At 64.9% G+C, this 25,129-nt stretch carries 24 protein-coding genes; 12 read left to right on the top strand and 12 right to left on the bottom strand.

The genetic code is table 11. The annotated features are described in order from the left end of the window. Positions 1-11 precede the first annotated feature (11 nt). The 5 genes from AC1DEL_RS01120 to AC1DEL_RS01100 all read right to left on the bottom strand — a co-directional run bounded on the left by AC1DEL_RS01120 (position 12) and on the right by AC1DEL_RS01100 (position 6,476). A complete protein-coding gene (locus tag AC1DEL_RS01120) occupies positions 12-497 on the bottom strand; it encodes a RidA family protein (protein ID WP_092293914.1) in 486 nt (161 codons plus the stop codon). Further along, complete coding sequence (locus AC1DEL_RS01115) at positions 494-1,360, bottom strand: PhzF family phenazine biosynthesis protein (protein ID WP_441591263.1); 867 nt, start codon at positions 1,358-1,360, stop codon at positions 494-496. The genes AC1DEL_RS01120 and AC1DEL_RS01115 overlap by 4 nt, the downstream gene beginning before the upstream one ends. Beyond that, the gene (locus AC1DEL_RS01110; protein WP_477105171.1) at positions 1,353-2,336 is read right to left on the bottom strand and encodes a Bug family tripartite tricarboxylate transporter substrate binding protein; all 984 of its coding nucleotides are present in this window, start codon (positions 2,334-2,336) and stop codon (positions 1,353-1,355) included. Before AC1DEL_RS01110 ends, AC1DEL_RS01115 begins: the two co-directional genes overlap by 8 nt. 125 nt (positions 2,337-2,461) lie before the next feature. Then, complete coding sequence (locus AC1DEL_RS01105; RefSeq protein ID WP_441644542.1) at positions 2,462-3,106, bottom strand: response regulator transcription factor; 645 nt, start codon at positions 3,104-3,106, stop codon at positions 2,462-2,464. Between the two features lie 22 nt (positions 3,107-3,128). Beyond that, positions 3,129-6,476 carry a hybrid sensor histidine kinase/response regulator gene (locus tag AC1DEL_RS01100; RefSeq protein ID WP_477125089.1) on the bottom strand — a complete coding sequence of 1,116 codons (3,348 nt, stop codon included), beginning with the start codon at positions 6,474-6,476 and terminating at the stop codon, positions 3,129-3,131. 167 nt (positions 6,477-6,643) lie between these two features. On the opposite strand from AC1DEL_RS01100, the gene urtA reads away from it, so the two are divergent. Genes urtA through AC1DEL_RS01065 form a run of 7 tightly spaced genes read left to right on the top strand, consistent with a single transcriptional unit; the run spans position 6,644 to position 13,133 of the window. Then, on the top strand, positions 6,644-7,924 hold the full coding sequence (urtA, locus tag AC1DEL_RS01095; protein WP_441591260.1) for an urea ABC transporter substrate-binding protein: 1,281 nt from the start codon (positions 6,644-6,646) through the stop codon (positions 7,922-7,924). 34 nt (positions 7,925-7,958) lie between these two features. Continuing rightward, positions 7,959-8,873 (top strand): urea ABC transporter permease subunit UrtB, encoded by a 915-nt coding sequence (gene urtB, locus AC1DEL_RS01090; RefSeq protein ID WP_477125090.1) that lies wholly within the window; start codon positions 7,959-7,961, stop codon positions 8,871-8,873. 19 nt (positions 8,874-8,892) lie between these two features. After that, positions 8,893-10,020, top strand: coding sequence for an urea ABC transporter permease subunit UrtC (gene urtC / locus AC1DEL_RS01085; RefSeq protein WP_441591258.1), 1,128 nt, complete (start codon positions 8,893-8,895; stop codon positions 10,018-10,020). Positions 10,021-10,032: 12 nt separating this feature from the next. Then, on the top strand, positions 10,033-10,776 hold the full coding sequence (gene urtD / locus AC1DEL_RS01080) for an urea ABC transporter ATP-binding protein UrtD (protein WP_092293928.1): 744 nt from the start codon (positions 10,033-10,035) through the stop codon (positions 10,774-10,776). A gap of 30 nt (positions 10,777-10,806) precedes the next feature. Beyond that, the gene (gene urtE / locus AC1DEL_RS01075; RefSeq protein WP_092293930.1) at positions 10,807-11,496 is read left to right on the top strand and encodes an urea ABC transporter ATP-binding subunit UrtE; all 690 of its coding nucleotides are present in this window, start codon (positions 10,807-10,809) and stop codon (positions 11,494-11,496) included. A 52-nt stretch (positions 11,497-11,548) separates the two neighbouring features. Next, on the top strand, positions 11,549-12,781 hold the full coding sequence (fmdA, locus tag AC1DEL_RS01070) for a formamidase (protein ID WP_092293932.1): 1,233 nt from the start codon (positions 11,549-11,551) through the stop codon (positions 12,779-12,781). 37 nt (positions 12,782-12,818) lie between these two features. Further along, on the top strand, positions 12,819-13,133 hold the full coding sequence (locus AC1DEL_RS01065; RefSeq protein WP_092293934.1) for a zinc ribbon domain-containing protein: 315 nt from the start codon (positions 12,819-12,821) through the stop codon (positions 13,131-13,133). A gap of 81 nt (positions 13,134-13,214) precedes the next feature. On the opposite strand, the gene AC1DEL_RS01060 is transcribed toward AC1DEL_RS01065, so the two are convergent. Further along, complete coding sequence (locus tag AC1DEL_RS01060) at positions 13,215-13,811, bottom strand: helix-turn-helix domain-containing protein (RefSeq protein WP_092293936.1); 597 nt, start codon at positions 13,809-13,811, stop codon at positions 13,215-13,217. A gap of 146 nt (positions 13,812-13,957) precedes the next feature. Here AC1DEL_RS01060 and AC1DEL_RS01055 point away from each other — a divergent pair, with 146 nt between their 5' ends. The 4 genes from AC1DEL_RS01055 (at position 13,958) to AC1DEL_RS01040 (ending at position 16,957) form a co-directional block, all read left to right on the top strand. Next, entirely contained in the window at positions 13,958-14,956 is a 999-nt protein-coding gene (locus tag AC1DEL_RS01055; RefSeq protein WP_092293938.1) for a Bug family tripartite tricarboxylate transporter substrate binding protein, read from the top strand. 52 nt (positions 14,957-15,008) lie between these two features. Continuing rightward, the gene (locus AC1DEL_RS01050; protein ID WP_092293940.1) at positions 15,009-15,785 is read left to right on the top strand and encodes an aldolase; all 777 of its coding nucleotides are present in this window, start codon (positions 15,009-15,011) and stop codon (positions 15,783-15,785) included. A gap of 216 nt (positions 15,786-16,001) precedes the next feature. After that, positions 16,002-16,343: a YciI family protein gene (locus tag AC1DEL_RS01045; RefSeq protein ID WP_092293942.1), complete on the top strand. Its 342-nt coding sequence runs from the start codon at positions 16,002-16,004 to the stop codon at positions 16,341-16,343. 77 nt (positions 16,344-16,420) lie between these two features. Next, positions 16,421-16,957: a dihydrofolate reductase family protein gene (locus AC1DEL_RS01040; protein WP_477125091.1), complete on the top strand. Its 537-nt coding sequence runs from the start codon at positions 16,421-16,423 to the stop codon at positions 16,955-16,957. A 21-nt stretch (positions 16,958-16,978) separates the two neighbouring features. Here AC1DEL_RS01040 and AC1DEL_RS01035 read toward each other — a convergent pair whose 3' ends face one another. The 4 genes from AC1DEL_RS01035 to AC1DEL_RS01020 form a co-directional block, all read right to left on the bottom strand. Next, complete coding sequence (locus AC1DEL_RS01035; RefSeq protein WP_477125092.1) at positions 16,979-17,785, bottom strand: fatty acid hydroxylase family protein; 807 nt, start codon at positions 17,783-17,785, stop codon at positions 16,979-16,981. A 129-nt stretch (positions 17,786-17,914) separates the two neighbouring features. Further along, the gene (locus AC1DEL_RS01030; protein WP_092293948.1) at positions 17,915-19,294 is read right to left on the bottom strand and encodes an MFS transporter; all 1,380 of its coding nucleotides are present in this window, start codon (positions 19,292-19,294) and stop codon (positions 17,915-17,917) included. Positions 19,295-19,433: 139 nt separating this feature from the next. Continuing rightward, positions 19,434-20,705 carry an iron-containing alcohol dehydrogenase gene (locus AC1DEL_RS01025; protein ID WP_477125093.1) on the bottom strand — a complete coding sequence of 424 codons (1,272 nt, stop codon included), beginning with the start codon at positions 20,703-20,705 and terminating at the stop codon, positions 19,434-19,436. Next, positions 20,702-21,418 carry an alpha/beta fold hydrolase gene (locus tag AC1DEL_RS01020; protein WP_255370785.1) on the bottom strand — a complete coding sequence of 239 codons (717 nt, stop codon included), beginning with the start codon at positions 21,416-21,418 and terminating at the stop codon, positions 20,702-20,704. The genes AC1DEL_RS01025 and AC1DEL_RS01020 overlap by 4 nt, the downstream gene beginning before the upstream one ends. A 181-nt stretch (positions 21,419-21,599) precedes the next feature. On the opposite strand from AC1DEL_RS01020, the gene AC1DEL_RS01015 reads away from it, so the two are divergent. Then, positions 21,600-22,313, top strand: a complete 714-nt coding sequence (locus tag AC1DEL_RS01015) for a GntR family transcriptional regulator (protein ID WP_092294381.1) — start codon at positions 21,600-21,602, stop codon at positions 22,311-22,313. A 24-nt stretch (positions 22,314-22,337) separates the two neighbouring features. Here the strand turns inward: AC1DEL_RS01015 and AC1DEL_RS01010 are convergent, their stop codons facing one another. After that, a complete protein-coding gene (locus AC1DEL_RS01010; protein WP_477107409.1) occupies positions 22,338-23,897 on the bottom strand; it encodes a M20/M25/M40 family metallo-hydrolase in 1,560 nt (519 codons plus the stop codon). Positions 23,898-23,965: 68 nt separating this feature from the next. After that, the gene (locus AC1DEL_RS01005; protein ID WP_477125094.1) at positions 23,966-24,988 is read right to left on the bottom strand and encodes a 2-oxoadipate dioxygenase/decarboxylase family protein; all 1,023 of its coding nucleotides are present in this window, start codon (positions 24,986-24,988) and stop codon (positions 23,966-23,968) included. Positions 24,989-25,129: the final 141 nt, after the last annotated feature.

Here is a 25,129-nt window from a genome sequence, read left to right as displayed (position 1 = left end):
GACTGGCGACCTCATCCCGCCATCACGACAGCATCGATCTCGATCTCCGTCCACGCCCCATCCGGCAGGCTCGACACACCCAGCGCGCTGCGAGCGGGCAGGGGCTGATCGGGGAATGCCGTACGCAGGACGGCCGAGGCCGCATCGAGCACGGCCGGATGATGGGTGAAGTCTGACGCCGCGCGGATGAAGCCGCGCAGGCGGACGATCTGGATGACGCGTGACAACTCGCCGTCGCAAGCCACCCGAAGCGCCGCCAGCGCGTTCAGCATCGATACTTCGGCAGCACGGCGGGCGGGTTCCACATCGGCTTCGCTCTGGCATTGGCCTGCCATGGCCACGCCTTGCTGCCGGCATACCTGCCCGGCGATCGACACCCAACGCGATGGCCCCACCTCCACCGCGCGATACGGCGCATAGCTACCACGCGGACTGGACACCGCGGGCATGGCAAATCCTGCGGCAGCAAGCAAGGCTTCGGGAGAACTGACCGTCATGCGTGGCTCCATGCCACGCCGCCACTGAGCCAGCAGCCGTCGGGCTCGCCTGAGTCCCCATGGCGTGGAGCCACGAGGATTTCCGAAGGGCTGCCCATGGCATCGCCCTGCCGGACTGCGATGGACGACACCGTTCGACCCTGGCCACGCAGTGGGTCCGCCTGGTTCAGATACCCCCACAACGCCGCGGCAGCGATGCCGGTGGCGGCGTCTTCGGGATAGCCCGACGACTTCGGAAACTGCCGCGCATGGACGACGGGCTGCCCGTCCGCTTTAGGCGCCCCGAACGCATAGGGATAGAGGCCAGTCGAGCCGATCGACGCGCATAGCGGCTCCATGGTCGAGAAATCCGGCTGCAAGCCGTCGAGCATCGCCACGGATGGCAGGCAGACAAGCGTCTTCACGCGGCTGGTCGCGGCATTGATGGCCGCATAGCTGCCGGCAGGCAGGCCGAGCTGCATGGCCACGCGGTCCGACGCCCCGGCATCCAGCACCTCGGTACGCACTGCCGGCTGCGAAATCCAGACGCGCTGCGATGCGTCGTCCCAATACGCCAGCACGATGCCACTCAGCGTTTCGATGCGCGCCGTCGGCGTGGTCCAACGCCCCCACTGGCGCAGCGCCCACAGCGTGCCCACCGTGGCATGGCCACACATCTCCATCTCGTGCTGCGGCACGAAGAAGCGAAAGCGCCAATCGCAGCCGATCTCGCTCGGCAATACGAATGCCGACTCGTGTCCATGCGTTGCGGCAACGCTTTGCATTGCCGGCGCGCTCATGCCACGCGCGTCGGCGACCAACGGCACCGGATTGCCGCCTTGCCCATCGCGCACGAACACCCGGATCAGATTGACGTCACTCACCTATGGCTCCCACGGACTTGGCAATCTTGCCCCAGTATGGGATGTCCTGCTGGACGGCAGCCTGCAGCGCGGACGGCGTCCCGGGGCGCGCGGTCACGCCTTTGCCGGCAAGATCGTCGGCGACCGCCTTGTCGGCGAGCACCTTGTTCAACGCGGCATTGAAGCGATCGACGATCGCAGCGGGCGTCCCCTTCGGAAAGGCGATGCCGTACCACAGCTGCTGCTCGAAGCCGGGCACACCCTGGCTGGCGAACGTCGGCACGTCCGGCAACAGCGGCGTGGAGGCCGTCACAGCAATGGCGGCAACCTTCCCAGCCTTGATGTAGGGCGCCAATCCGACCGGGTTGTCGAACATGATCTGCACCTGACCGCCAATCAGATCGGTGTAGGCCGGTGCCGCGCCACGATACGGGACGTGGACCATCGGCACACCAACGAACTTCTGGAACTGTTCGCCCATCAGGTGCGACACGGTGCCAACGCCTACCGACGCAAAGCTGTGCTGCGACTTGTCCGCCTTCAACCGGGCGACGAGCGTCCGGGCATCGGCCACGCGCATGGCGTTGTGGACGGCCAGCACATAAGGCGATGTGCCGATGAAGCCCGCATAGGCGAAGTCCTTCGCCGGGTTGTAGGCCAGCTTCGGATAGAGCGCGACGCTTACCGCATGCGTGCTCGTCGTGACCACGCCCACCGTGTAGCCATCGGCGGCGGCCCGCGCCACGAAGCCCGAACCGATCGTGCCGCCAGCCCCGCTGCGATTGTCGATCACGACAGGCTGCCCGAGTTCGCGCTGCAGCAGCGGCTGGATCGAGCGAACCACGAGGTCGGTACCGCCACCAGCCGGGAATGGCACCACCATGGTGATGGGCTTCGCCGGCCAGGTTTCCGCATGGGCGGCGACGGAACACGCTGCGACAGCGCCCGCCAGCAGGGCGCACCGGGCCCTGCGCGTTGATATGGACAGGATGGACATGTGCACTCCCCTCGTTGGAATGCATGCAGTCTAGAAACGCGTCGACCCGCCCTCAAACCGGAATGCGACGTTCAGCGATCCGAAATGCGCTCGCGGCAGATCCAGCGTCCAAAGCGCCCGACAGATCAATCGGCCGGTGCCGGTACATGCCCCCTGGCGCGTGCTGCGCTGGCTGCCACGGCGGCAGTGCGCGTTTCCACGCCGAGCTTCTCGAAGATGTGCTCCAGGTGCTTGTTGACGGTTCGCGGGCTCATGCCGAGGATGTCGGCGATATCGCGGTTGGTCTTGCCACGGGCTACCCACGACATGACTTCGGCCTCACGCCGCGTGAGTGCCGCCGTGGACGCGAGCATGTCGGCGCCGCCTTCCGCTTCGCCATGGCTGCGCAGGATGGCCTCGCGCAGCGCGCGCGCCTGCCGCGCCTTGCCGACATGGGACCGCACGCGGGCCACCACCTCGGCGATGGCCACGGGCTTGGTGACGTAGTCGCACGCGCCTACCTCGAAGCCCCGTACGATGTGCACCGTATCGCCCAGGCCGGTCATGAAGATGACCGGGAGGTCGGCGTGGCGGTCCATCAACGCGGCACAGGTGGAAAAACCGTCCATCCCGGGCATATCCACGTCCAGCAGCACCGCATCCGGGGAAAAGTGGGCCAGCGCGCCGAGCGCAGCGTTGCCGCTGGCAGCGGTGTGCACCAGCATGGCTTCGCCGCCCAGCGCGCGGGTCAGGAAGCTGCGCGCGTCGGCGTTGTCGTCCACCACGAGCACACGTGTTTCGGATGCAGAAGATTCAGGTTCGGGATGCACGGAGCGCCTCGCCAAGTCGATCATTCAATGCAGCGCCATCGGTACGCGCCAGCGTCAGCATCTTGCGCGCCCACGCACCGATGCCGCCGCCGCTGGCGGCAAGTTCCGCCAGTTGCGCCTCCAGCGCGCGCAGCCGGCCGGTGGCGCCCAGTTGCAGCATCTCGCGCAGCAGCTCGGCGTGGGGCGGCGCCTCGGGCTCGGCGGGCTGGGCGGGCAGCGTCAGCGCGTGCCGGACCATGTCGATCAGCTCCGATTCGCGCACCGGCTTGCTGACGAAGCCGAGGTAGCCATGCTGAAGCCTGGCCTCCTCGGTGTTCTCGTGAGCGTTGGCGGAGACGATGACCACTTGCGGCGCGCCCCGCTCCGCGCGGATCTCACGGCACAGGTCCCAACCCGATGCATCCGGCAGGTTCAGGTCCAGCAGCACCAGATGCGGATGCCACGCCCGCAGTTGCGGGAGCACAGCGGCGCCCTCCCCCACTTCCTGCACCGCCAGCCCCAACGGTGACAGGAAGCCGCGCAGCACCGCCCGGTGCGACTGCCGGTCATCGACGATCAACACCCTTGCATTCGCCGGCAGCGGCGCCTCCGGGACCCTCCGTGGCCGTGTTACCGGTACGGACAGTGCGGGTAGATAGAGCCGCACCGAGAACTCGCTGCCCATGCCCGGTGCACTGCGCACCCTGACCTCGCCGCCCATCAGGTCCACCAGCAGCCGCACGATGGCGAGTCCCAGTCCGATGCCCTCTCGGTCGTCATGGGCCGTGGCGCGCTCGAACGGATCGAAGATGCGCACCTGGTCTTCCGGCGCGATGCCGGGGCCCGTGTCGCTGACCGTGATCGTCGCCAGTTCACGCTGATGGCGTACCGCCAGCGTGACCGCGCCGTGCTCCGTGAATTTGATGGCATTGCTGACCAGGTTGATGACAATCTGCCGCAATCGCTTGGAATCGCCATGCACATGGGCCGGCAAGGCGCCGGATACGCGATAGTGAAACGTCAGCCCGCGTGCCGCGGCCAGCGGGCGGAACATGCGTACCAGGTCGTCGAACACGCCCTCCAGCGCCACGGCGTCGTGCTCGAGCCGCAGTTTGCCGGCCTCGATCCGTGACAGCTCCAGCAGGCCATCGACCAGGCTGGACAGGTGTTCGCCGGCGCGGCCGATGGTCTGCACATCCTCGCGGCATGCCGCCGGCAACGCCGGTGCCCGCAGCAGCAGCTGCGAGTATCCCAGGATGGAGTTGAGCCCCGCGCGCATCTCATGGCTCATGCCGGTGATGAACCGGCTCTTGGCGGCATTGGCCTGCTCCGCGACTTCCTTGGCATGCTGAAGCGCCGCATCGGTACGGCGGTGCGCATCGATCTCCTTTTGCAGCAGCCCGTTCTGGCGTTCCGATTCTTCCTGGGCGACGGTCCGGCTTTCGTTGGCCAGCACCAGCCACCAGGAAGCGACCGCGGCAAACAGCACCAGCCCGGCACCAATCTTGAGAAACAGGTCGGTGCGCGGCGCGGCGCTGTGCACCAATGGGCCCGATAGCTGCTCCTGCGTATAGAGCAGCCACAGCAACGTGCCGAACGCGAACACCATCCCAGCCAACACAAGACTGAACTGACCGATGCGGCGTGCCATGACCAGCGGCGTGCCGGCGGGCAGCACGCGCGTGAGCGCGAAGGCGATCTGCTCCTGCGCGCTGGCCCCCGGCTTGCACCGGTCGCCGCAGCGCGCATCCAGCGTGCAGCACAGCGAGCAAATCGGGCCGCGATAGGCCGGGCACGCGGCCACGTCCTCCTGCTCGAACGGGTTACGGCAGATCGCGCAACGGATGACCGCGTGCCGCGCGCCGAAGTGGACCGGTGCCCGCGCGATGAAATAGCGGCTCTGCGTGAGGTAGGCAATCGCCGGCGGCAACAGGACCGCCAGCGCGAGACCCACCCCTACCGAGGCGGGACGCAGCGTGTCGCCGAACACGCCGAGATGCACCAGCATCGACAACGCCGAGGCCAGCACCATGGCGCCGAAGCCTGCCGGATTGATGTCGAACAGGTAGGCGCGGCGGAATTCGATATCGCGCGGCGACAGTCGAAGCGGCTTGCTGATGACAAGGTCGCCAAAGATGGCGCCGACCCACGCCACCGCCAGGTGGGCGTAGAGCGCCAGCACTTGCTCCAATGCCTCGAACACGCCCATCGCCATCAGCATGACCGCGATCAGCACGTTGAACGCGAGCCATACCACGCGGCCCGGATGGCTGTGCGTGAGCCGTGCGAACACGTTCGACCACGCCAGCGAGCCCGCGTAGGCATTGGTAATGTTGATCTTGGTCTGGGAGACCAGCACCAGCAGTCCTGTCAGGAGCACGGCCACCCAGCCGGGCCAACCGTTGCCGAGCCCGAGTGCGAAGCCTGCCAGGTACATCTGCGTCGGTTCCAGCGCGTGGGCGATCGGCAATTCCGCCTGCAGTACGACGAAGGCGAGAAACGCTCCGCCAACCATCTTGGCCGCACCAAGGATGATCCAGCCCGGTCCGGCCGCAATCAACGCCCCCCACCATCGCACGCGGTTGTCCCGCGTGAGCGGCGGCATGAAGCGCAGGAAGTCCACCTGTTCGCCGATCTGCGCGATCAGCGCGGCGGCCACCGTGGCGGCGGCGCCGAACGCTTCCCATGAGAAACCGTCGCCATCGGCCAGGCGCCCGTTGAGCGAGAGAAACTCGGTATAGCGCTGCGGCTCGCGCCACAGGATCAGCCCATAGGGCAGGATCAGCAGCACGAGCCACAGCGGCTGGGTCCAGAGCTGGATACGCGACAGCAGCGTCACGCCATGGGTGACCAGCGGGATGACCACGATGGCGGACAGCAGGTAGCCGATGGACCGCGGCAGACCGAACAGCAGCTCGAATGCCTGCGCCATGATGGCCGCCTCGAGCGCGAAAAAGATAAAGGTGAAGCTGGCGTAGATCAGCGAGGTGACGGTGGAGCCGAGGTAGCCGAACCCCGCACCCCGTGCCAGCAGGTCCATGTCCACGCCATGACGCGCGGCGTAGTAGGAGATCGGCAGGCCGGTCAGGAAGATGACAAGGCTGACCACGCCGATGGCCCACATCGCGTTGGTGAAGCCATAGCTGAGCGTGATGGCGGCACCGATGGCTTCCAGCGCGAGGAACGCGACTGCACCAAAAGCGGTATTTCCGACCCGAAACGCGCTCCATTTTCGGAACGACCTTGGTGCAAACCGCAGCGCGTAGTCCTCAAGGGTCTCGTCGGCCACCCAGCGGTTGTAGTCGCGCCGGATCTTGCTGATGCGCTGGACGGGCTGGGGGACGCTCGACATGGAGAGGGGTGCATGGTCGCACTGGCAATGGGTCGTGCGCTGCGGATGCAAGAGATGTGCCGTGCGCCGGTGGCCGGCCCGACTACGTTGAATGACGTATGGCTGGGCGTCCCCACCCGCAGCATGATCGCTCCGCAGCATTCCTCTTCCCCAACGGAGCGTCGATCATGCGTGACAACGAAAGCGATAACGAACAGAACGGGTCCCCGCCTTCCCAATCCCGCCGCCGGCTGATGCAGGGCCTTGCCGCCCTGCCCGCGCTGCCGCTGGCCGGCATGGCCGCGCAGGCCCACGGTGCCAATCTGCCTACCGGCACCGTGAATACCACCCGGCTCGCCGTCACCGATACCGAGGTCACCGTCGGCCAGCTGCATTCGGCCACCGGCACCATGGCGATCTCGGAAACCGGGTCGATCCAGGCCGAACAGCTCGCCATCGACCAGATCAACGCCGCTGGCGGCATCCTCGGCCGCAAGATCAAGGTCATCAAGGAAGACGGTGCCTCGGACTGGCCGACCTTCGCCGAGAAGTCCCGCAAGCTGCTGGTCAACGACCGTGTGGCGGCCGTGTTCGGCTGCTGGACCTCCGCCTCGCGGAAGGCCGTGCTGCCCGTCTTCGAGAAAGAGAATGGCCTGCTCTACTACCCGACGTTCTACGAGGGCCTCGAGCAGTCCAAGAACGTGATCTATACCGGACAGGAAGCGACCCAGCAGATCATCTGGGGCCTCGACTGGGCCGCCAAGCAGAAGAACGCCAAGAGCTTCTTCCTGATTGGCTCCGACTACATCTGGCCGCGGACATCCAACAAGATCGCGCGCAAACACATCGAAAACTTCCTCAAGCTCAAGGTCGTGGGCGAGGAGTACTACCCGCTCGGCCACACCAATTTCAACTCGCTGATCAACAAGATCAAGGTCGCCAAGCCCGACTGCATCTACGCGATCGTCGTGGGCGGCTCGAACGTTGCCTTCTACAAGCAGCTCAAGGCGGCCGGAATTACCGCCGACAAGCAGTTCCTGCTGACCATCTCGGTCACCGAGGACGAAGTGCTCGGCATCGGCGGCGAGAACATCGCCGGCTACTACGCGGCCATGAAGTACTTCCAGTCGCTCGACAACCCCAACAACAAGCAGTTTGTCGATGCATTCAAGAGCAAGTTCGGCAGCAAGGCCGTGATCGGCGATGTCACGCAGGCCGCCTACCTGGGCCCCTGGCTGTGGAAAGCCGCGGTGGAGAAGGCCGGCAGCTTCGATATCGACAAGGTCGTCGCGGCCTCGCCGGGCATCGAATTGAAGTCCGCCCCCGAGGGTTACGTCAAGGTGGATACGAATCATCACCTGTGGAGCAAGACGCGCGTCGGGCTGGCGCAACTCGATGGCCAGTTCAAGGTGGTGGCCGAGTCGCCGCAGCTGATTCCGCCCAATCCGTTCCCGAAGGGCTATCAGTAAGCCCGCCGCCCCATCGATCCACGGAGTAAGAGTCATGAACGTGTCGGACATGCTGAACATCGGCCTGATGCAGGGCTTTGCAGGGCTGAGCCTGTTCTCGGTGCTGCTCCTGATGGCGCTCGGGCTGGCCATCATCTTCGGCCAGATGGGCGTCATCAACATGGCGCACGGCGAGTTCATGACCATCGGCGCCTATGTCATCTTCCTGGCCTCCACCACGGTGGAGCGCCTGGTGCCGACGTGGATGCCCTACTACTTTCCCATCGCCATCTGCGCCGCGTTCGCCATCGCGTTCGGCGCGGGTTGGCTGGCCGAATGGGCGCTGATCCGGCATCTCTACAAGCGGCCCCTGGATACGCTGCTCGCCACCTGGGGCCTGTCGCTCGGCATGCAGCAGGCGTTCCGCTCCACCTTCGGCCCCAAGGAAGTCAGCCCCACGCTGCCCGACTGGCTGATGGGTTCATGGTCACCCGCACCCGGGCTCGACATCCCCCTCAACGGTCTGTTCGTGATGGCGCTCACGCTCTGTGTAGCGGGGCTTGTCTGGCTCGCGCTGTACCGGTCGCGCTGGGGGCTGCGCGTACGCGCCACCACGCTGAACCGGCCGATGGCGAATGCAGCCGGCATCAATACCCGGCGCACCGACCGCCTGACGTTTGCCATCGGCTGCGGCATCGCGGGCGTGGCCGGCGCGGCATTCACGACGATCGGCTCCACGGGCCCCACCAGCGGCGCGCTGTACATCGTCGATTCGTTCCTTGTGGTCACGTTCGGCGGGGCAGCGAGCCTCGCCGGCACGGTGGCGTCGGCGTTCGGCATCGCGCAGATGCAGTCCATCACCGAGTTCTTCATGACCGGGTCGATGGCACGGGTGCTGACCCTGCTGCTGATCGTGACCATCCTGATGATTCGTCCGCAGGGCCTGTTCGCCCCGGCGGTACGGCGCTGACATGCCAGGAGCACAAACGATGTCCAACTCTTCCCGACTGCAACGGCTGCGCGGCATAGGCGGCGCATGGGCCGGCTACGCGCTGCTGGCGCTCGTGCTGGTGGTGATCATGCCGCTTGCGCTGGATGTGTTCCGCCTGAACCTGATCGGCAAATACCTGAGCTACGCCTTCGTGGCCGTGGGGCTGGTGATGCTGTGGGGCTACGGCGGCGTCCTGAGCCTGGGCCAGGGCGTGTTTTTCGGCCTCGGCGGCTATGCCATGGCGATGTTCCTCAAGCTGGAGGCATCGGATGCCAAAAGTACCGCCATCCAGTCCACGCCGGGCATTCCCGACTTCATGGACTGGAACCAGCTCACGGCGCTGCCATGGTGGTGGGAGCCGTTCCGCCATCTGCCGGTCGCGCTGATCGGGGTGGTGGTGGTGCCGGCCCTGCTGGCATTCGTCATCAGCGTGGCGATGTTCCGGCGGCGCGTGGGTGGCGTCTACTTCGCCATCATCACGCAGGCGGTGGCGCTCATTCTGTCAGTGCTGATCATCGGGCAACAGGGCTATACCGGCGGCGTGAACGGCATCACCGACCTCAAGACGCTGCTCGGCTGGGATATCCGCACCGACAGCGCTCGGCTGATTCTCTACTTCGTCACCGTGGCGCTGCTGTTCGGGGCCATCGCACTGTGCCGTTGGATCCAGCGCAGCAAGCTCGGCGTGCTGCTGCTGGCGATGCGCGACAAGGAAGACCGCGTGCGGTTCTCGGGCTACGACGTGTCGATGTTCAAGGTGTTCGTGTTTTGCCTGGCGGCCGCGCTGGCGGCCATCGGCGGCGCCATGTTCACCTTGCAAGTCGGGTTCATGTCGCCGTCGTTCGTCGGCATCGTACCGTCCATCGAGATGGTGATCTTCGCCGCGGTGGGCGGCCGCATGAGCCTGGTGGGTGCGGTGTGGGGCACGCTGCTGGTGAATGCCGGCAAGACCTACTTCTCGGAGAGCTTTCCGGATCTGTGGCTGTTCCTGATGGCGGCGCTGTTCATCGGCGTGGTGGTGGCGTTTCCCGACGGGCTGGCAGGGCTCTACGCCAAGTACATCGGCCGTCGCCGCCGCACCACCGAGCCGCCCAAGCCGGAAACCCTGCCGGCCAAGACGGCCTGACCGGAAGACATCATGAGCAATACCGACTTCATGCTGGCGGTTGAGGACTTGACCGTGTCGTTCGACGGCTTCAAGGCCATCGACAACCTCACGCTATACGTGGACCGCGACGAGCTCCGCGTGATCATCGGCCCGAACGGCGCCGGCAAGACCACGCTGCTCGACTTGATCTGCGGCAAGACGCGCGCCGGCGGCGGCAGCGTCAAGTTTCGCAATCGCGAGATGACGGGCCTGCCCGAATACCAGATCGTACGCGCCGGGGTCGGGCGCAAGTTTCAGACGCCCTCGATCTACGAGAACCTCACGGTGTTCCAGAACCTGGCCGTCTCGTTCCCCCGCGGCCGCAGCGTGCTGGGCGCACTGACCTTTCGCACCACCGAGGCGGAACGCCAGCGCGTGGCCGAGGTGGCTGCGGAGATCGCGCTCGACGATGTCCTGGAGCGCGAGGCGGCCCAGCTCTCGCACGGCCAGAAACAATGGCTGGAGATCGGCATGTTGCTGATGCAGGACCCGAAGCTGCTGATGCTCGACGAACCGATCGCAGGCATGAGCGTACGCGAGCGCGAATTGACCGCCGACCTGCTCAAGCGCATCAGCAAGGGCCGCGCGGTGATCGTGATCGAGCACGACATGGACTTCGTGCAGCGTATTGCCGACAAGGTCACCGTGATGCACCAGGGCCGCATCCTGGCCGAAGGCTCGATGGCCCAGGTGCAGAACGACCCCCGCGTGATCGACGTCTACCTCGGCCACTGACGCGGCCAACTCGCCAAAGGAGAATCCCGCATGCTTTCCGTGGACAACGTGGTGGTGAACTATGGCCAGAGTGAGGCGCTGCATGGTGTGTCTTTCTCCGCAGCGCAAGGCGAAACCGTGGCCATCATGGGCCGCAACGGCATGGGCAAGACCACGCTGTTCAAGGCGATGATCGGCATGCTCCCGGTACGCTCGGGCCAGGTTACCGTGGATGGCCGCGACGTGGCGCACGATGAAAGCTATCGTCGCGTGCGCGCCGGCCTCGGCTATGTGCCGCAGGGCCGCATGATCTTCTCGCACCTGACCGTGGAGGAGAACATCCTCACCGGCATGGAGCAAAGCCGCGTGCGGCGGATTCCGGACGAGATCTTCGCGATGTTCCCGGTGCTGTTCGACATGCGGCGCCGCAAGGGCGGCAACCTGTCCGGTGGCCAGCAACAGCAGCTGGCCATCGCCCGCGCGCTGGTGAGCAACCCGAAGGTGCTGCTGCTGGATGAGCCCACCGAGGGCATTCAGCCTTCGATCATCAAGGACATCGCGCGCGCGCTGAACGAGATTCGGCGCACGCGCGACATCACTATCGTGTTCTCCGAACAGGTGCTGAGCTTCGCGATGGACGTGGCCGATCGGCTGCTGGTCATCGAAGGCGGCCGCTTCGTGCACGAGACCCAGCGCCACAGCACGGATGTGGCGCACATCCGGCAACTGCTGTCGGTCTGAACGCAATCCCGCATCTTCACCGCATCTTCCCCGCTACCAGGAGGCAAACGTCATGACGGATACCCTGATCAAGGTCGATCTGGCCGAATCGCCGTACGAGAACCCCAACGTCCACAACCGCTGGCATCCGGATATCCCGATGGCCTGCTGGGTCAAGCCCGGCGAGGATTTCATCCTGGAGACCTACGACTGGACCGGCGGCTTCATCAAGAACAACGACTCGGCCGACGATGTGCGTGACATCGATCTCTCCATCGTCCATTTCCTGACCGGCCCGGTGGGCGTGGAAGGCGCGGAGCCGGGCGACCTCCTCGTGGTGGATCTGCTCGACATCGGCGCGAAGCCTGACAGCCAGTGGGGCTTCAACGGATTCTTCTCGAAGCAGAACGGCGGCGGCTTCCTGACCGATCATTTCCCGCAGGCGCAGAAGTCGATCTGGGATTTCCACGGCCTGTACACCTCGTCGCGGCATATCCCCGGTGTGAACTTCGCCGGGCTGATCCATCCGGGGCTGATTGGCTGCCTGCCGGACCCGGCCATGCTCGAGACATGGAACAAGCGGGAGATGGACTTTATCGCCACGCAACCGGACCGCGTGCCACCGCTGGCGAATCCGCCCTTCGCGGCGACGGCGCACATGGGCAAGCTGCAGGGCGATGCGCGCGACCAGGCCGCCGCCACGGGGGCACGCACGGTGCCACCGCGTGAGCATGGCGGCAACTGCGACATCAAGGACCTCTCACGCGGCGCCAAGGTGTATTTCCCGGTGTATGTGGATGGCGCCGGGCTTTCCGTGGGCGACCTGCATTTCTCGCAGGGCGACGGCGAAATCACGTTCTGCGGCGCGATCGAGATGGCGGGCTGGGTACATATGCGCGTGTCGCTGATCAAGGGCGGCATGGCCAAGTACGGCATCCGCAATCCGATCTTCAAGCCGAGCCCCATCACGCCGAACTACAACGACTACCTGATCTTTGAAGGGATCTCTGTCGACGAAGCGGGCAAGCAGCACTATCTGGACGTACAGGTCGCCTACCGGCAGGCGTGCCTGAATGCGATCGAGTACATGACCAAGTTCGGATACTCGCGGGCGCAGGCGTACTCCATCCTCGGAACCGCCCCGGTGCAGGGGCATATCAGTGGCGTGGTGGACATTCCCAATGCCTGCGCCACACTGTGGTTGCCCACCCAGATCTTCGACTTCGACATCCGACCCAGCGCCAGCGGGCCGACGCGGATGATCGCGGGGGACGTGGATCTGCCACTGTCGCCAGACGTGGTCTAAGCCGGCACCATGTTGCAATCCACCCAGCGGAGCGGCGATGCCTACCTATGACTACCGGTGTAAGGACTGCGGCGAGTTTGCATTGATCCGGCCGATGGCCCGGCGCGATGCGCCTGCCATGTGCCCCGCCTGCGGCATGGGTGCGGAACGGGCACTCGTGGCCGCGCCGGCGCTCGCCAGCATGGCGGCGTCGGCGCGGGCCGCCCATGCGGTCAACGAACGCAGCGCGGCTGCGCCGAAGGAATCATCGCGGCATGGATCCGGTTGCGGGTGCTGCGCGCAGCCGAAGCTCGCCGGCCGGCCCGACGTGGCCAAGAGCACCAGCGGCAGGCCGTGGATGATCTCGCACTGAGCAGCACAGGGACTGACCCCAGCGCGGCCAACGTGCTGGGGCGTCCAGTGCCGTTGAGGCACGGTCTCCCCGTGCCCAATATCAAATCTTCCTGCGATCGCTGACCACGACTAGCGCTTGCGCCTGGACTTTGCCCACCGAGCGCGATCTGTGAGGAATCGAGGCATTGAAGTAGAGCGAGTCACCGGCACTCATGCGCACGGTGCGGCCATCGAACAACACCTCCATTTGCCCTGATACCACGAAGATCAGCTCCTCTCCAGCGTGGCTGGCCATCGGTTGATCCTCAGCCAATGTGAAGGGCGGCAGCATGATAAACGGCTGCATGGCCTTGTCCGGTCGCTCCGCCGCAATGGCTTCATAGGTATAGCCATGTCGCTCGGTAGACGGACTGAACGGAATGCGGTCGCCGGCCTTTACGTGAAGGATCTCGTTGGCGCGCGATGACCTGGAGATGAGCTGATCGACGGTCACTGACAACGCTTCAGCCAGCTTGAGCACGGTGCCGATGGTCGGCGACGACAACCCCCGTTCCAGCTTGGACAGGTAGCTCTTCGTCAGCGATGCGCGCTGCGCCAGTTCTTCAAGCGTCAAGCTATTCAGCTTGCGTAGCTCAGCCAGGCGCTCAGCAATGCCCGGCGTCGCGGGCTCTGCGCTCACTTCTTGCTTTTTCGTCATCCCGGGGATCGAAGTTCCAAAGCGCCTGCACAGGCGCTTCCACAGACCGCAATTGTAAGGGTCGAACGTTTTCACGACAACGCAGTTGCACACATGACACTTTAGTGTCATTCTAGACACGCTTGTTTCCGACATCCCCAAGGAGAATGCAAGTGAGTCCCAGCCGCCCCCGCTGTCGTGACCTGACGTTCGTGGTCACCCTTTCCGCTGCCGTACTGTTGAGTGCACCCCTTGCCGGTCACGCGGCAGAGTTTCCCGACAAGCCCATTACCCTGGTCGTCCCGTTTGGCGCGGGAGGCATTACAGACCTCGTGGCCCGCGCCACAGGTAAGGCCCTTTCCGAGCAACTCGGTCAATCCATCGTTGTGGAAAACCGTCCGGGCGCGGGCGGGAACATTGCGGCGGACTTTGTCCGGCGCGCACGGCCGGACGGCTACACCTTGATGTTCACCACGGTCGGCATCCTGGCCGTCAATCCTCACACGGACATCAAAGTCAACTTCGACAGCGCGAAGGACTTCACCTACATCTCCCTGGTGGGCTCAACACCGCATCTGGTCGTGGTGGGTGCCGATGTCCCGGCAAATACGCTCGCCGATCTCATCAAGCTTGCCCAGCGCAAACCAGATTCCGTGAGCGTTGGAACCGCTGGCGTCGGTAGCTCGCCTTATCAAGGGATGCGCGTGCTTCAGGACGCGGCAAGAATCGAGTTTCTCCATGTGCCATTCAAGAGCGGCGCCGAGTCCGTCACCAATGTCGTATCGGGACAGGTGAACATGACTTTTGAGGCGACACCTCAAGTCATGCCGTTCGTCACCTCGGGCAAGCTTCGCGCGCTCGCCGTAGCGAATCCGCGCCGGCTGTCCACTGCACCCCAGGTTCCTTCGACTACCGAACTGGGGTTCCCGACGCTGGTGTCAGGCTCGGTGGCTGGGCTGATCGGACCAGCGGGACTCGACCCCGCCATCGTGAAGAAGCTCAATGCGGCGGTAGGCACCGTCACGGCAAATCCGAAGTTCAAGGCCACGCTGGTCGCTCAAGGGACCGAGCCAATGGCCTCGACGCCTGAACAATTCCGAAAGCTGATCGAAGAAGAGAATCAGCGATGGTCGGCGCTGCTCGGCGCGGCCGACAAGACAAAGTAAAAGCCGCTTCTTACTCACCATACTCTCCAGCACATCCCAGAAAGGACACACCATGGCTGACACAATGCAAATGAGCAAAAGCGAGATCGTCGCCGCTTCGCTCAAGACGATGCAGACGGAACTCCGGGCTGACAAGATGCCCCTGCGCGAGGCCGTCGCGGAAACCTGCCGAGTCCTGTTCGCGTTCGGTCACGATTCCGGGCTCGCGGGCCAGATCACCGCGCGGGCCGAGGCGCCCGGCACGTACTACACGCAGCGCCTGGGTCTTGGCTTCGATGAAATCACCGCGGACAACCTGTTGCTCGTCAATGAGGATCTCGAAGTGCTTTCCGGAAACGGCATGCCGAACCCTGCCAACCGCTTCCATTCCTGGCTGTATCGCGCGCGTCCGGACCTGAACTGCATCGTTCATTCCCACGCGCCGCATGCCTCTGCGCTTGCCATGCTCGAGGTTCCCCTGACCATCTCCCATATGGACACCTGCGTCCTCTACGACCAGACGGCATTCCTCGGGAAATGGCCCGGCATCCCGGTTGGCAATGAAGAAGGCGAGATCATCTCCAGGGCACTCGGCGACAAGAAGGCGATCCTGTTGTCACACCACGGCCTTCTGGTTGCTGGTGCGTCGGTGGAAGAAGCTTGCGTGTTGGGCGTGATGTTCGAACGTGCTGCGCGCCTGCAGCTCCTGGCGATGGCGGCGGGGGAGATTCAGCCGATTCCGCCGGAACTGGGTCGTGAAGCGCAACGCTGGGTGAGTACCCAGAAGCGGTTCGAAGCGACGTTCGCCTACTATTCCCGCCGCGCCCGTCGCGAACTGCCGGCGGATTGAAGCGGAGGCGCGGCCGTTCAACGTTTCGTCGGATCGTCGGCGGTTTCCGGGGCGGCTGGAGAAACGCCACCGTCACGCCATCCGGACCCCGTGCGCAAACGGTGGCTGTGCTTTTGCATTCCATCGATCAAGGGCAAAGACAGTCGTATATCGTGAGTAACGGCGCAGGCAAGAGGTGCATACTCTGCCGTACATCGTCAAACGAGGGACCGAACAATGGCGAAATACCTGATCTCCTTTCCTGCAAGGGCGATGGCAGTCCCCGCCGAGGATTTGGCCGCCGTGGGCGAAGCTGCGCGCGAGGTCATACGCGAGGCGAAGGCCGCAGGCGTGTACGTGTTCGGTGGTGGTATCAACGATAATGTCGCACCACTCATGGTCGCTTCAGACGGCGCGGTCACAAACGAGACCTATCCCCAGACAGAGGAGTTCGACGGCGGCTTCTGTGTCCTGGAGCTTCCATCGCGCGAAGCCGCCATCCAGTGGGCCGCTAAGATCGCCAAAGCTTGCCGCTGCTCGCAGGAACTCCGCGAGTTTGGGTATGACCCGGAGAGCTGACGGGCAAGGCCCGTACCCACGGGGATCGCCAGGGCAGTCAACCTCCATCGATTCCTGATAAAACAATAGAGTGATTGATGATTACAGGACACGTCTTTATTGCCACCAGCCTTGATGGCTTTATCGCCCGTCCCGATGGCGATATCGGTTGGCTTCTGGAGCGGGACGACCCCACGGAAGACCATGGCTACGCGAGCTTCATCGCCGACAAGGATGCGATCGTGATGGGCCGGGGGAGCTATGAAAAGGTCCTCACCATGGGGGAATGGGCTTACGACAGACCGGTGCTGGTGCTATCCCGTCAGTTGGCCGGCACGCCGGTGCCGGAAGCGTTGCAGGGGAAGGTGCGCTTCTCGAACTGCACGCCCTCGGACGCGATGGCGCAACTCGCGAGCGAAGGCGTGCGCCGCGTCTATGTCGACGGCGGCCAGGTGGTCCAGTCGTTCCTGCGCGACAGTTTGATCGCTGACATGGTGGTGACTACGGTCCCGGTGCTGATCGGGACCGGCATACCGTTGTTCGGCGCCCTGCCGCAAGACGTAAGTCTGGCGCTCGATTCAAGCCGGCACTTTCCATCCGGCCTGGTGCAGTCGACCTACCGCGTATTGCGCTGATTACCGGGAGCGGCCCGGCAGTCAAACCGCCATCGCGCGGCGCTCCTCGTCGTCCAGCAGCGGGCCGTCGAGCGTCACCCGCGAATGGTCTGTGCGGAATTTCTGGATGACCGGCTTCAGTTCTTCCTTGACGTGCGCCTCGCTGTAGCCGTTGAACAGGTGCCCGATCAGGCCGCGGCGCAGGTCCGAGGTGCCCATGATGTAGTCCGCGATCGGGAACGTCAGGTTCATGTTGTACTTCATCATGATGCCCATGTTGTGATGGGCGGTATGGTGGCGCCGGATGGTGTTAACGAACGGCATGTTGCGCACGAACCAGTTGTCATGCACATGGCAGCAGTAGTGGAACGTCTCGTAGATCAGGTACTGCGCCACCATCGTGATGAAGACGAAGTAGCCGGCGTTGGCGTTGAAGATCAGGGACGCCAGATAGCCCAGCCCGCCGCCACCCACGCCGAGCGTCGCCAGTACGCGCCACGGGAAAAACACGATGCGGAACTCGCGCGTGGTATCGATCGTGGCTTCCTGGTCGGTGAAGTACTGGTGATGCTGACGCGTGTGGCGCTCGTAGATGGCGCGCAGCGCGAACACGTCGATCCGGCGGTGCATGACGTAGCGGTGCATGAACCATTCGACGAAATTCCCGGCCAGGAACACCGGCAGGATCAATGCCCATTCCCATGTGACGCCGTGCAGGTGCTGGATGGCCCAGTACAGCGCGGCGATGCCCACGCCGTAGATCACGGTGATGTGCAGCAACCCGTTGTAAAGCGGGCTGATGTCGGCCTTGTACTGCTCCCTGAACTGGCGTTGGCGTTCAGTCATCATGATTGCATTTCCGGTAAAGTCCGCCGCACTAACATATCAGTTGGATATAAAAAGGCGGCGATCCAAAAAATGCCCCTGTCGCACAGGGGCGCTGTCAGGGCGCGGCTCGCGGGCCGCGCGGCGAAATCGTTATTGAGAGACTTCCTCCAGTGCCCTGCCGCGTGTTTCGACGCCCAGCATCAGCACCATCGCGGCTGCCACGGCGAAGGACAGCGCTCCCAGCGTGAACACCCCGCCCTGCCCGGTCACCGGCAGCAGCACGCCAACCAGGTAGGGGCCCGCCAGCGAACCGATTCGGCCGATCGACGAGGCGAAGCCCGAGCCGGTGGCGCGAGAGCGCGTGGGATAGAGTTCCGGGGTGTAGGCGTAGAGCACTGACCACATGCCGAACAGGAAGAACTGCATGCACAGCCCGGCGGCAATGAGCTGCTCCACCGGCACCTTGTGCACCGCCGCCTGGCCATAGGCATACGCGGCGACGGCGCTGCCGAGCAGCATCAGCGCGCAGGTTGGCTTGCGGCCCCATTTCTCGAGCAGCCATGCCGAGAACATGAACCCGGGAATGCCCGCCAGCGAGATGTAGACCGTGTAGAGCACGGACTTCGTCACCGCATAGCCGGCCTGCTGGAGCAACGCCCCGAGCCAGGTGGTCAGCCCGTAATAGCCGAGCAGCGCGAAGAACCAGACCGACCAGAGCATGATCGTGCGGCGCGCGTAGGGGCCTGACCAGAGTTCCATGAAGCGCGCCTTCCGGTTTGTCGGCTGGGGGCTCCGGTAGGTCGCCGCGACCGGCGGCAGGGCGCGGCCCCAGGCACGTTCCACACGCTGTTCGATGCCTGCCATCACGGCGTCGGCTTCGCGCTTGCGGCCCACATCTTCGAGCCAGCGCGGCGATTCGGGCACCATCCGACGCACCACGAATACAAATACGGCCGGCACGGCCAGTGCGATGAAGATCCCGCGCCAGCCGATCATCGGCAGCAGGAAGTACGTCATCGCGCCGGCGGCGATGAAGCCGATCGGCCAGAACCCTTCCAGGATGGCAACGTACTTGCCCCGGCTCTTGGCCGGCACGATTTCGGACACCATCGACAGGCCGATCGGGAACTCCATGCCCATGCCGAAGCCAAGCAGGACGCGGTAGAGCATCAACGTCGTCACGTTGTCCGCCAGCCCGCACATCAGGCTGCCCACGCCCCAGAAGATCATGCTGACCTGGAACACGGGCTTGCGGCCGAAGCGATCCGCCAGCAGGCCGGCGATGGCCGCGCCCAGGAACATGCCCAGGAAGCTTGAGCTGGCGAGCATGCCGGCCTGCGCGGCGGTCAGGCCGAACTCGGCCTTGATCGAACCGAGCACGAACGTCATGAGGCCGAGGTCCATCGAATCGAAAAACCACGCGGTGGCGATGATGCCGAACAACGAGCGCTGGTAGCCCGTCATTGGCAATCGTTCCAGCCGCGCCGCTACGCCGGCCTCCAGCCTGAGGGCGCCTGCTGACATATCCATGGTTGTCTCCTGTGTAGGTGAATCGCGCTCTTTGCCGGCGCGCTTTCGTAATATATTAGTTGGACATCGCTGATGTTCAAGTTATGGTTTACGGCATGCCGTGCGAAGCGGCAACGTTCGGTCCATCGGAAATGTCGTGCTATGCCGCGCGGCGCGGGGCCATGTGCGGGGCTTCGGCAGAGAGATCGCCGTGCCAGGCATGCTGGACGATGGCGGCATAGCGCGCCGGCACGTCCGGCACGGGAAACGCCTTGGCGAGGCGCGTCACGCCAAGGGCGTCCTTCACCAGCGCCGCCAGGTCGTCTTGCGCGATGCCGCACTGCTGCAGGGTTGTGGGGATGCCCAGATCACGGACCAGATCGCGCACCAGGACGGGGAGGCGCGCCACGGCCGAATCGGGGTCGGTGTCTTCGATCCCAAACAGGCGGGCCACGGCAAGCATCTCGTCACTGCGCACGTCGCGCAGGGCGTCGAGCACGTAAGGCAGCATCACTGCATTGGTCGTGCCGTGCGAGCGATGCGTCAGCCCGGCGACGGCATAGGCAATGCCATGCACCGCGTTCAGGCCGGCACTGCCATATGACAACGCGGCATAGAGGCTCGCATGGCTCATGCCGATGCGCGCTTCGGTGTCGTCGCCGCGCTGGTAGCTGCGCAACAGATACCGGCTGCACAGCCGGATCGATTCATGCGCGAACAACATCGTCAGGGCATTGCGGCCGCTGTAGCCGGGGTCAGCGTCCCCGCCCCGGTCGAAACGGGCGGAGTCGAGCGTCAGGTATGACTCGACCGCGTGCGTCAGCGCATCGATGCCCGCATCGGCCGTGACGCGCGGCGGGCAGGTGTAGGTGAACTCGGGATCGATCAATGCCACGGCGGGCCTCAGCCGGTTGTCCATGACGGCAACTTTGGTGGCGTTCTCCGGATCGACGAGGATCGCCCCGGGCGTGGCCTCGGAGCCCGTTCCGGCGGTGGTGGGCAGCGCAATCATCGGCAGGATGGGGGTGGCGCTGTCGATCATGCCAATGAAATCCCGCACCGGGTTGCCGGCGGGGAGCGTCAGGCACAGCGCCTTGGCCAGATCGATATTGCTGCCGCCGCCGATGGCGATGACGTGATCGACAGGCACGCCGTCGAGCTGCGCGCGGAGGGCTGCCGTAGCGGTGTCGCAGAGCGTGGTCGTGGGATCCGGCAGCCCGCCGTCATAGATCAGCAGTTCCACGCCGTGCGCGCGTGCGGCAGCGACGAGTTCATCGACCCATGGCGTGGCAGAGGTGAAGAACGTATCCGTGACCAGCAGGCCACGGCGATAGCCGAGCCGCTGCAGCAGCGCCGGCAACTGCGCACGGCTGCCGGCGCCCATGATCAGGCGCGCTGGTGCGCAGAAATAGATCAGGTCCTCCACTCTCATGCTGTCTCCTGTGGGTATGTTCTGTGTCCCTGCGCTGCCGGCGGCATGGGCCATTGCTGGCGCAGATACGCGGCGATGGCGTCGGTCCGCTCGGTCAGCACGCTGTGGCCGGCGCCCTGCAGGACGAGCAACTCGGCGCGTGGGATCCCGTCGGCCAGCATCGCGCCGTGACTGAGCGGGCAGTCGGCGTCCTCGCTGCCATGGATGACAAGCGCCGGGCACGCGATGTGGGCCAACTCGCCACGCTGATCCGTCCGCCGGATGGCGTTCCAGGTCCACGCCACGGTGCGATGGTCGGCTGCCTCGCGCAGCCCGAGCCGTTGCTCGCGTGCCGCGATGGCTGCCAGCAGCGCATCCGGTGACGATGGGGTGAACCACGCCACTGCGTCGAGGTGCGGCGTGCCCGAGACCAGCAGCAGTTCGGTGGGCAACGGCCAGGCGGTCATCGTGCGCGCCTGTGCCAGATACGCCAGCGCCACCGAGACCCCCATGCTCCATCCAGCCAGCACGAACGGCCCGTCGACATGGGTGTCAATCGCCCGGCTCAACACGCGGGCGTAGGCGTCCAGCGAGCAGTCGCGCTCGCTGATGGGCGAACTTGCCCGCCCTCGCCCGGGCAGGTTCGGCAGGATGAACGTGCACTGATCGGCCAACTGGTGTGCCAGCGACAGCCAGGCGCCCCGCGTGCCCTGAATACCATGTACGGCGACCACGGTAATCGGCCCCTTCCCCACGACAACGACATCCTCGTTCGCCATGCCGCCTCCGGTACACATCTAATATATTAGTAGGATAGTAGCAGAAAGCCGACGGGAAGCAAGGGCGAAATCCACCGTGTACAGAAGATGCGTACGACTCATATACAATGGGTTTTCCGTGCATCCTACCTCGGCCATGACCTCAAAACCCGCCACGCGCGCCCGTTCCGCGCCAGTACAAGAGCCTGAAGAGACCCCAGGCCAGCGCGGCAAGCTGACCGACATGGCATACGAGCAGGTGGAAGAAGCGATCGTGACGATGAAGCTGGCGCCGGGCAGCTCGGTGTCGGAGTTGCAGCTCAGCGAAATGACGGGAATCGGCCGCACGCCTATCCGGGAGGCGATCCAGCGCCTGGCGCGCGAACACCTGATCATGGTGCTGCCGCAGCGCGGCCTGCTGATCGCGCCAATGGACGTGGCCAAGCAGCTTCGCCTGCTGGAGGCGCGCCGCGAAGTGGAACGACTGATCTGCCGCTGCGCCGCACGCCGCGCCACGGCCGAGCAGCGCGATCACTTCAAGCGCCTGGCGAAGGAATTCGAGCAGTCAACCCGTAGTGGCGACGACGTCGCCTTTGTGCGCGCGGACCGGGAGTTCAACGAAYTATGTCTGGTTGCCGCCCGTAACGAGTTTGCCGAAGGGTCGATGCGGCTGATGCACGGTTTGTCGCGCCGCTTCTGGTATCTCCACTACAAGGAGGCGGCGGACCTGCCAACGATGTCGAAGCTGCACGCCACCGTGGCCTCGGCGATTGCACGCGGCGATGTCGATGGTGCCGGCGAGGCGCTCGATGCGCTGCTGGACAACATCGAGGAATTTACGCGCGCGACGGTGCTGGGGGACCATCGATAGCGCCCCCCGTAGCGAAAGCCTGACTCAGAACGGTGCCGTCATCAGCCCGTAGAGCGTCCGCACGCCGTTGACATAATTCCCGAGACGAAGATTCTCGTTCGCGGCATGCTGGTTGTTATCGGCGTTGACGAGCGGGACGATCACGAACGGCACTTTCAGTACATTCACGATTTCCGCCGTCGGCACGGTGCCACCCATCATGCGGATGCGGACGGGCTCCGGGCTCGTGCCGAAGGTGCCGGTGATGCCCTGGTACGCCCATTTCGCGACCGGAGAGTCCATCGGCGAGCCCGCCGCATCCGCCCCTTCGCTCTGGTAGGAGAAGCTCGCCAGCTTGTCGTAGCGCGCGCGTTCCTCGTCGGTCGGCGTGCCCTTCACAAGGTGGTAGCCCTGCTTGACGATGTACTGCTCGATCAGCTTGCCGAGGTACGCGGCATCGGAGTCCGGCGTGGTACGCAGATCCAGTTCGGCCTCGGCCTTGTCCGGCACGATATTGGCGACCTTGTCACCGACCGCGGCGGCGGCCATGCCGCGCACATTCAGCGAGGGGTATTGCAGCGCCTCCTGATAATTGGCGCCGACTTTCTCCGCTTGGGCGATGCCAATACGGGTCTTCAGCGCCTTCTCGTCGTCAGGCACGGCAGCCATGATCTTGCGCTCGGCATCGCCGAGACGGACCTTGGCGTAATAGCCCGGAATGGTGACGCGACCGCTCTCGTCCTTCATCGAACCCAGCAGGCTCGCGAGCCGAAGCGCCGGGTTCGGCGCGTAGTTGCCGTAGTGACCGCTGTGCAATGGCGCCTTCGGACCGAACACGGTGATCTTCGCCTTCGCTGCCCCGCGGTTGCCGAAGATCAGTGTGGGGCGATTGGTAGCGTGCATGGGCCCGTCGTGGATGATCATGCCGTCGCAGGCGAGCAGGTCGCGATGGGCCTGCATCACCTTGCCGATGGAGGGCGAACCCTTCTCTTCTTCGCTGTCCAGGATCACCTTGATATTGACCGCGGGTTGGGTGCCGGCCGCCTTCATCGCATCGATGGCCGCCAGCAGCATCATGATCGGCCCCTTGTCGTCGGACGAGGAACGGCCGAAGACGCGCCACTCCGGGTCCACCGCCCCCGAGAACAGGTTGGCGACGTCGATCTCCTCCCAATCGCCATTGGCGCCCTTCTTCTTCAGCACAGGATTCCACGGACTCTTCTGGGCCCATTGGGAAGGGATGACCGGCTGGCCGTCCAGGTGCATATAGAACAGGACGGTCTTGCGCGACGCCTGCTTGCCCGGATACTCGGCAAACAACATCGGCTTGCCGTCATTGTCCAGCGGCTGGGTCGTGAAGCCACGCTTGCGGAATGCCTGCTCGAGCCAGGCCACGTTGCGCCGGATATCTTCGGGCGCCACCGAATCATTGGGGATGTTCAGCAGATCCAGATACTCGCGGTAGCTCGCCTGCGCTTGCTGCTGCGCGGCTTCGGGTGCCAGGGTGGCCGCGTGTGCTGTGAGATTGGACAGGCTGGACAGGCTGATGGCAGCCGCGCAGAGAGTGAGGCGGAGGGTCAGGCAGGGGGCGAAGGCGTTTCTCATCTTGTCCTTTTGGATTTTTTTGAGGAGGGGTACCGTACTGCTTGGCTTGGATTCTACGCCGTAGCCCCCTAGGCCGCCGCCGTCATCTTGAAGATGCCCTGCGCGTTCCCGGCGTCAAACCCGAGGTCCACCTTGCGGCGGGCCTCGGCTTCCTCCTCGAAGCTGTCCCGCGTGATGAACTCATAGAACGAGCCCGGCACCTGGCGCGTCACCGTCTCGCCGTCAGCGCCCACGAACTCGCGCGTCACCGGGTCGGCGCGGAAGGCGGTTTGCTTGACGCGGCCGCTGCCGGAGACCTCGACCTTTTCCTTCATCGGACGGCCCAGGGCCTTCTGGGCGTCGGCCAGGGCGAAGACGTCGGCCACGCGGTCGGTGGCGTGGTTGAAGGCGTTGCCTTCGGTGGAGATCCACGCCATTTCGGCCGATTCCTGGAGCAGGGTCTCGTAGTCTTCCAGACGCGGCGCCGGGTGCTGGCGGGCGAAGCAGCGGGCTAGCAGGCCGACCAGTTCGGCACCATCCGCCACGGCCAGCCGGCCGTCGCGTTCGAGTTGCCATAGCAGCGTCTGGGCGCGCGGGGTCAGCGGATCGATGGAGGCTTCGGTCACGCGGGTCACGGCGGCGCGGAAGGCGTCGCCGTAGCGCTCGCGCTCCGGGTGGAACTCGCTCAGGAAGAACTGGGCGATCTGCTCGGGGGCGTCGGCATGGGCGTACGAGCGGCCGGTCATGCCGATGCGGTCCAGCGGATAGGTACCGTTCAGCACGTAGCCGAGCGGGCGCAGGATGCGCGTGAAGGCGGCCTCGCCCTCGGGCAGCGCGCCGCTCGCCCACTTCACCGTGCGCAGCGCGCCGTGGTCGAAGGTGACCTTGCCGCCGGCCCGGGCCACGTCGTCCGTGTAGGCGCGGCCGGTGGGCACGCGGTCCAGGATGTCGCCGAACAGCACGACGTTGAGCGCCTGGGCGATCTCGGCGCGCGTGGCGCGGCCCTCGATATCGGCCGGCAGCCCTTCGGGCATGGTGACCAGGGTCAGCAGGTGGGCGGCGCGGGCCGCGCCCAGGTTGGCATTGAGCAGCTTGGCGATGTTCGAATTCATGGGGACGTGGTCACGGTGGGGTTGCGCCGCAGCATAGCGGCAGCGCCGGGCGGGTCACAAGCGACGAATGCTCACAACGTTGTGCGCCGCGCGCACGATGTCCGCGTCGCTATACTCTCCCCCTGCCGCCCCACCCTGCCC

The organism is Cupriavidus sp. 10L43_2 (genome assembly GCF_056395265.1).
The sequence above is the reverse complement of the archived record's forward strand: the minus strand, read 5'-3'. Positions and strand labels throughout refer to the sequence as shown.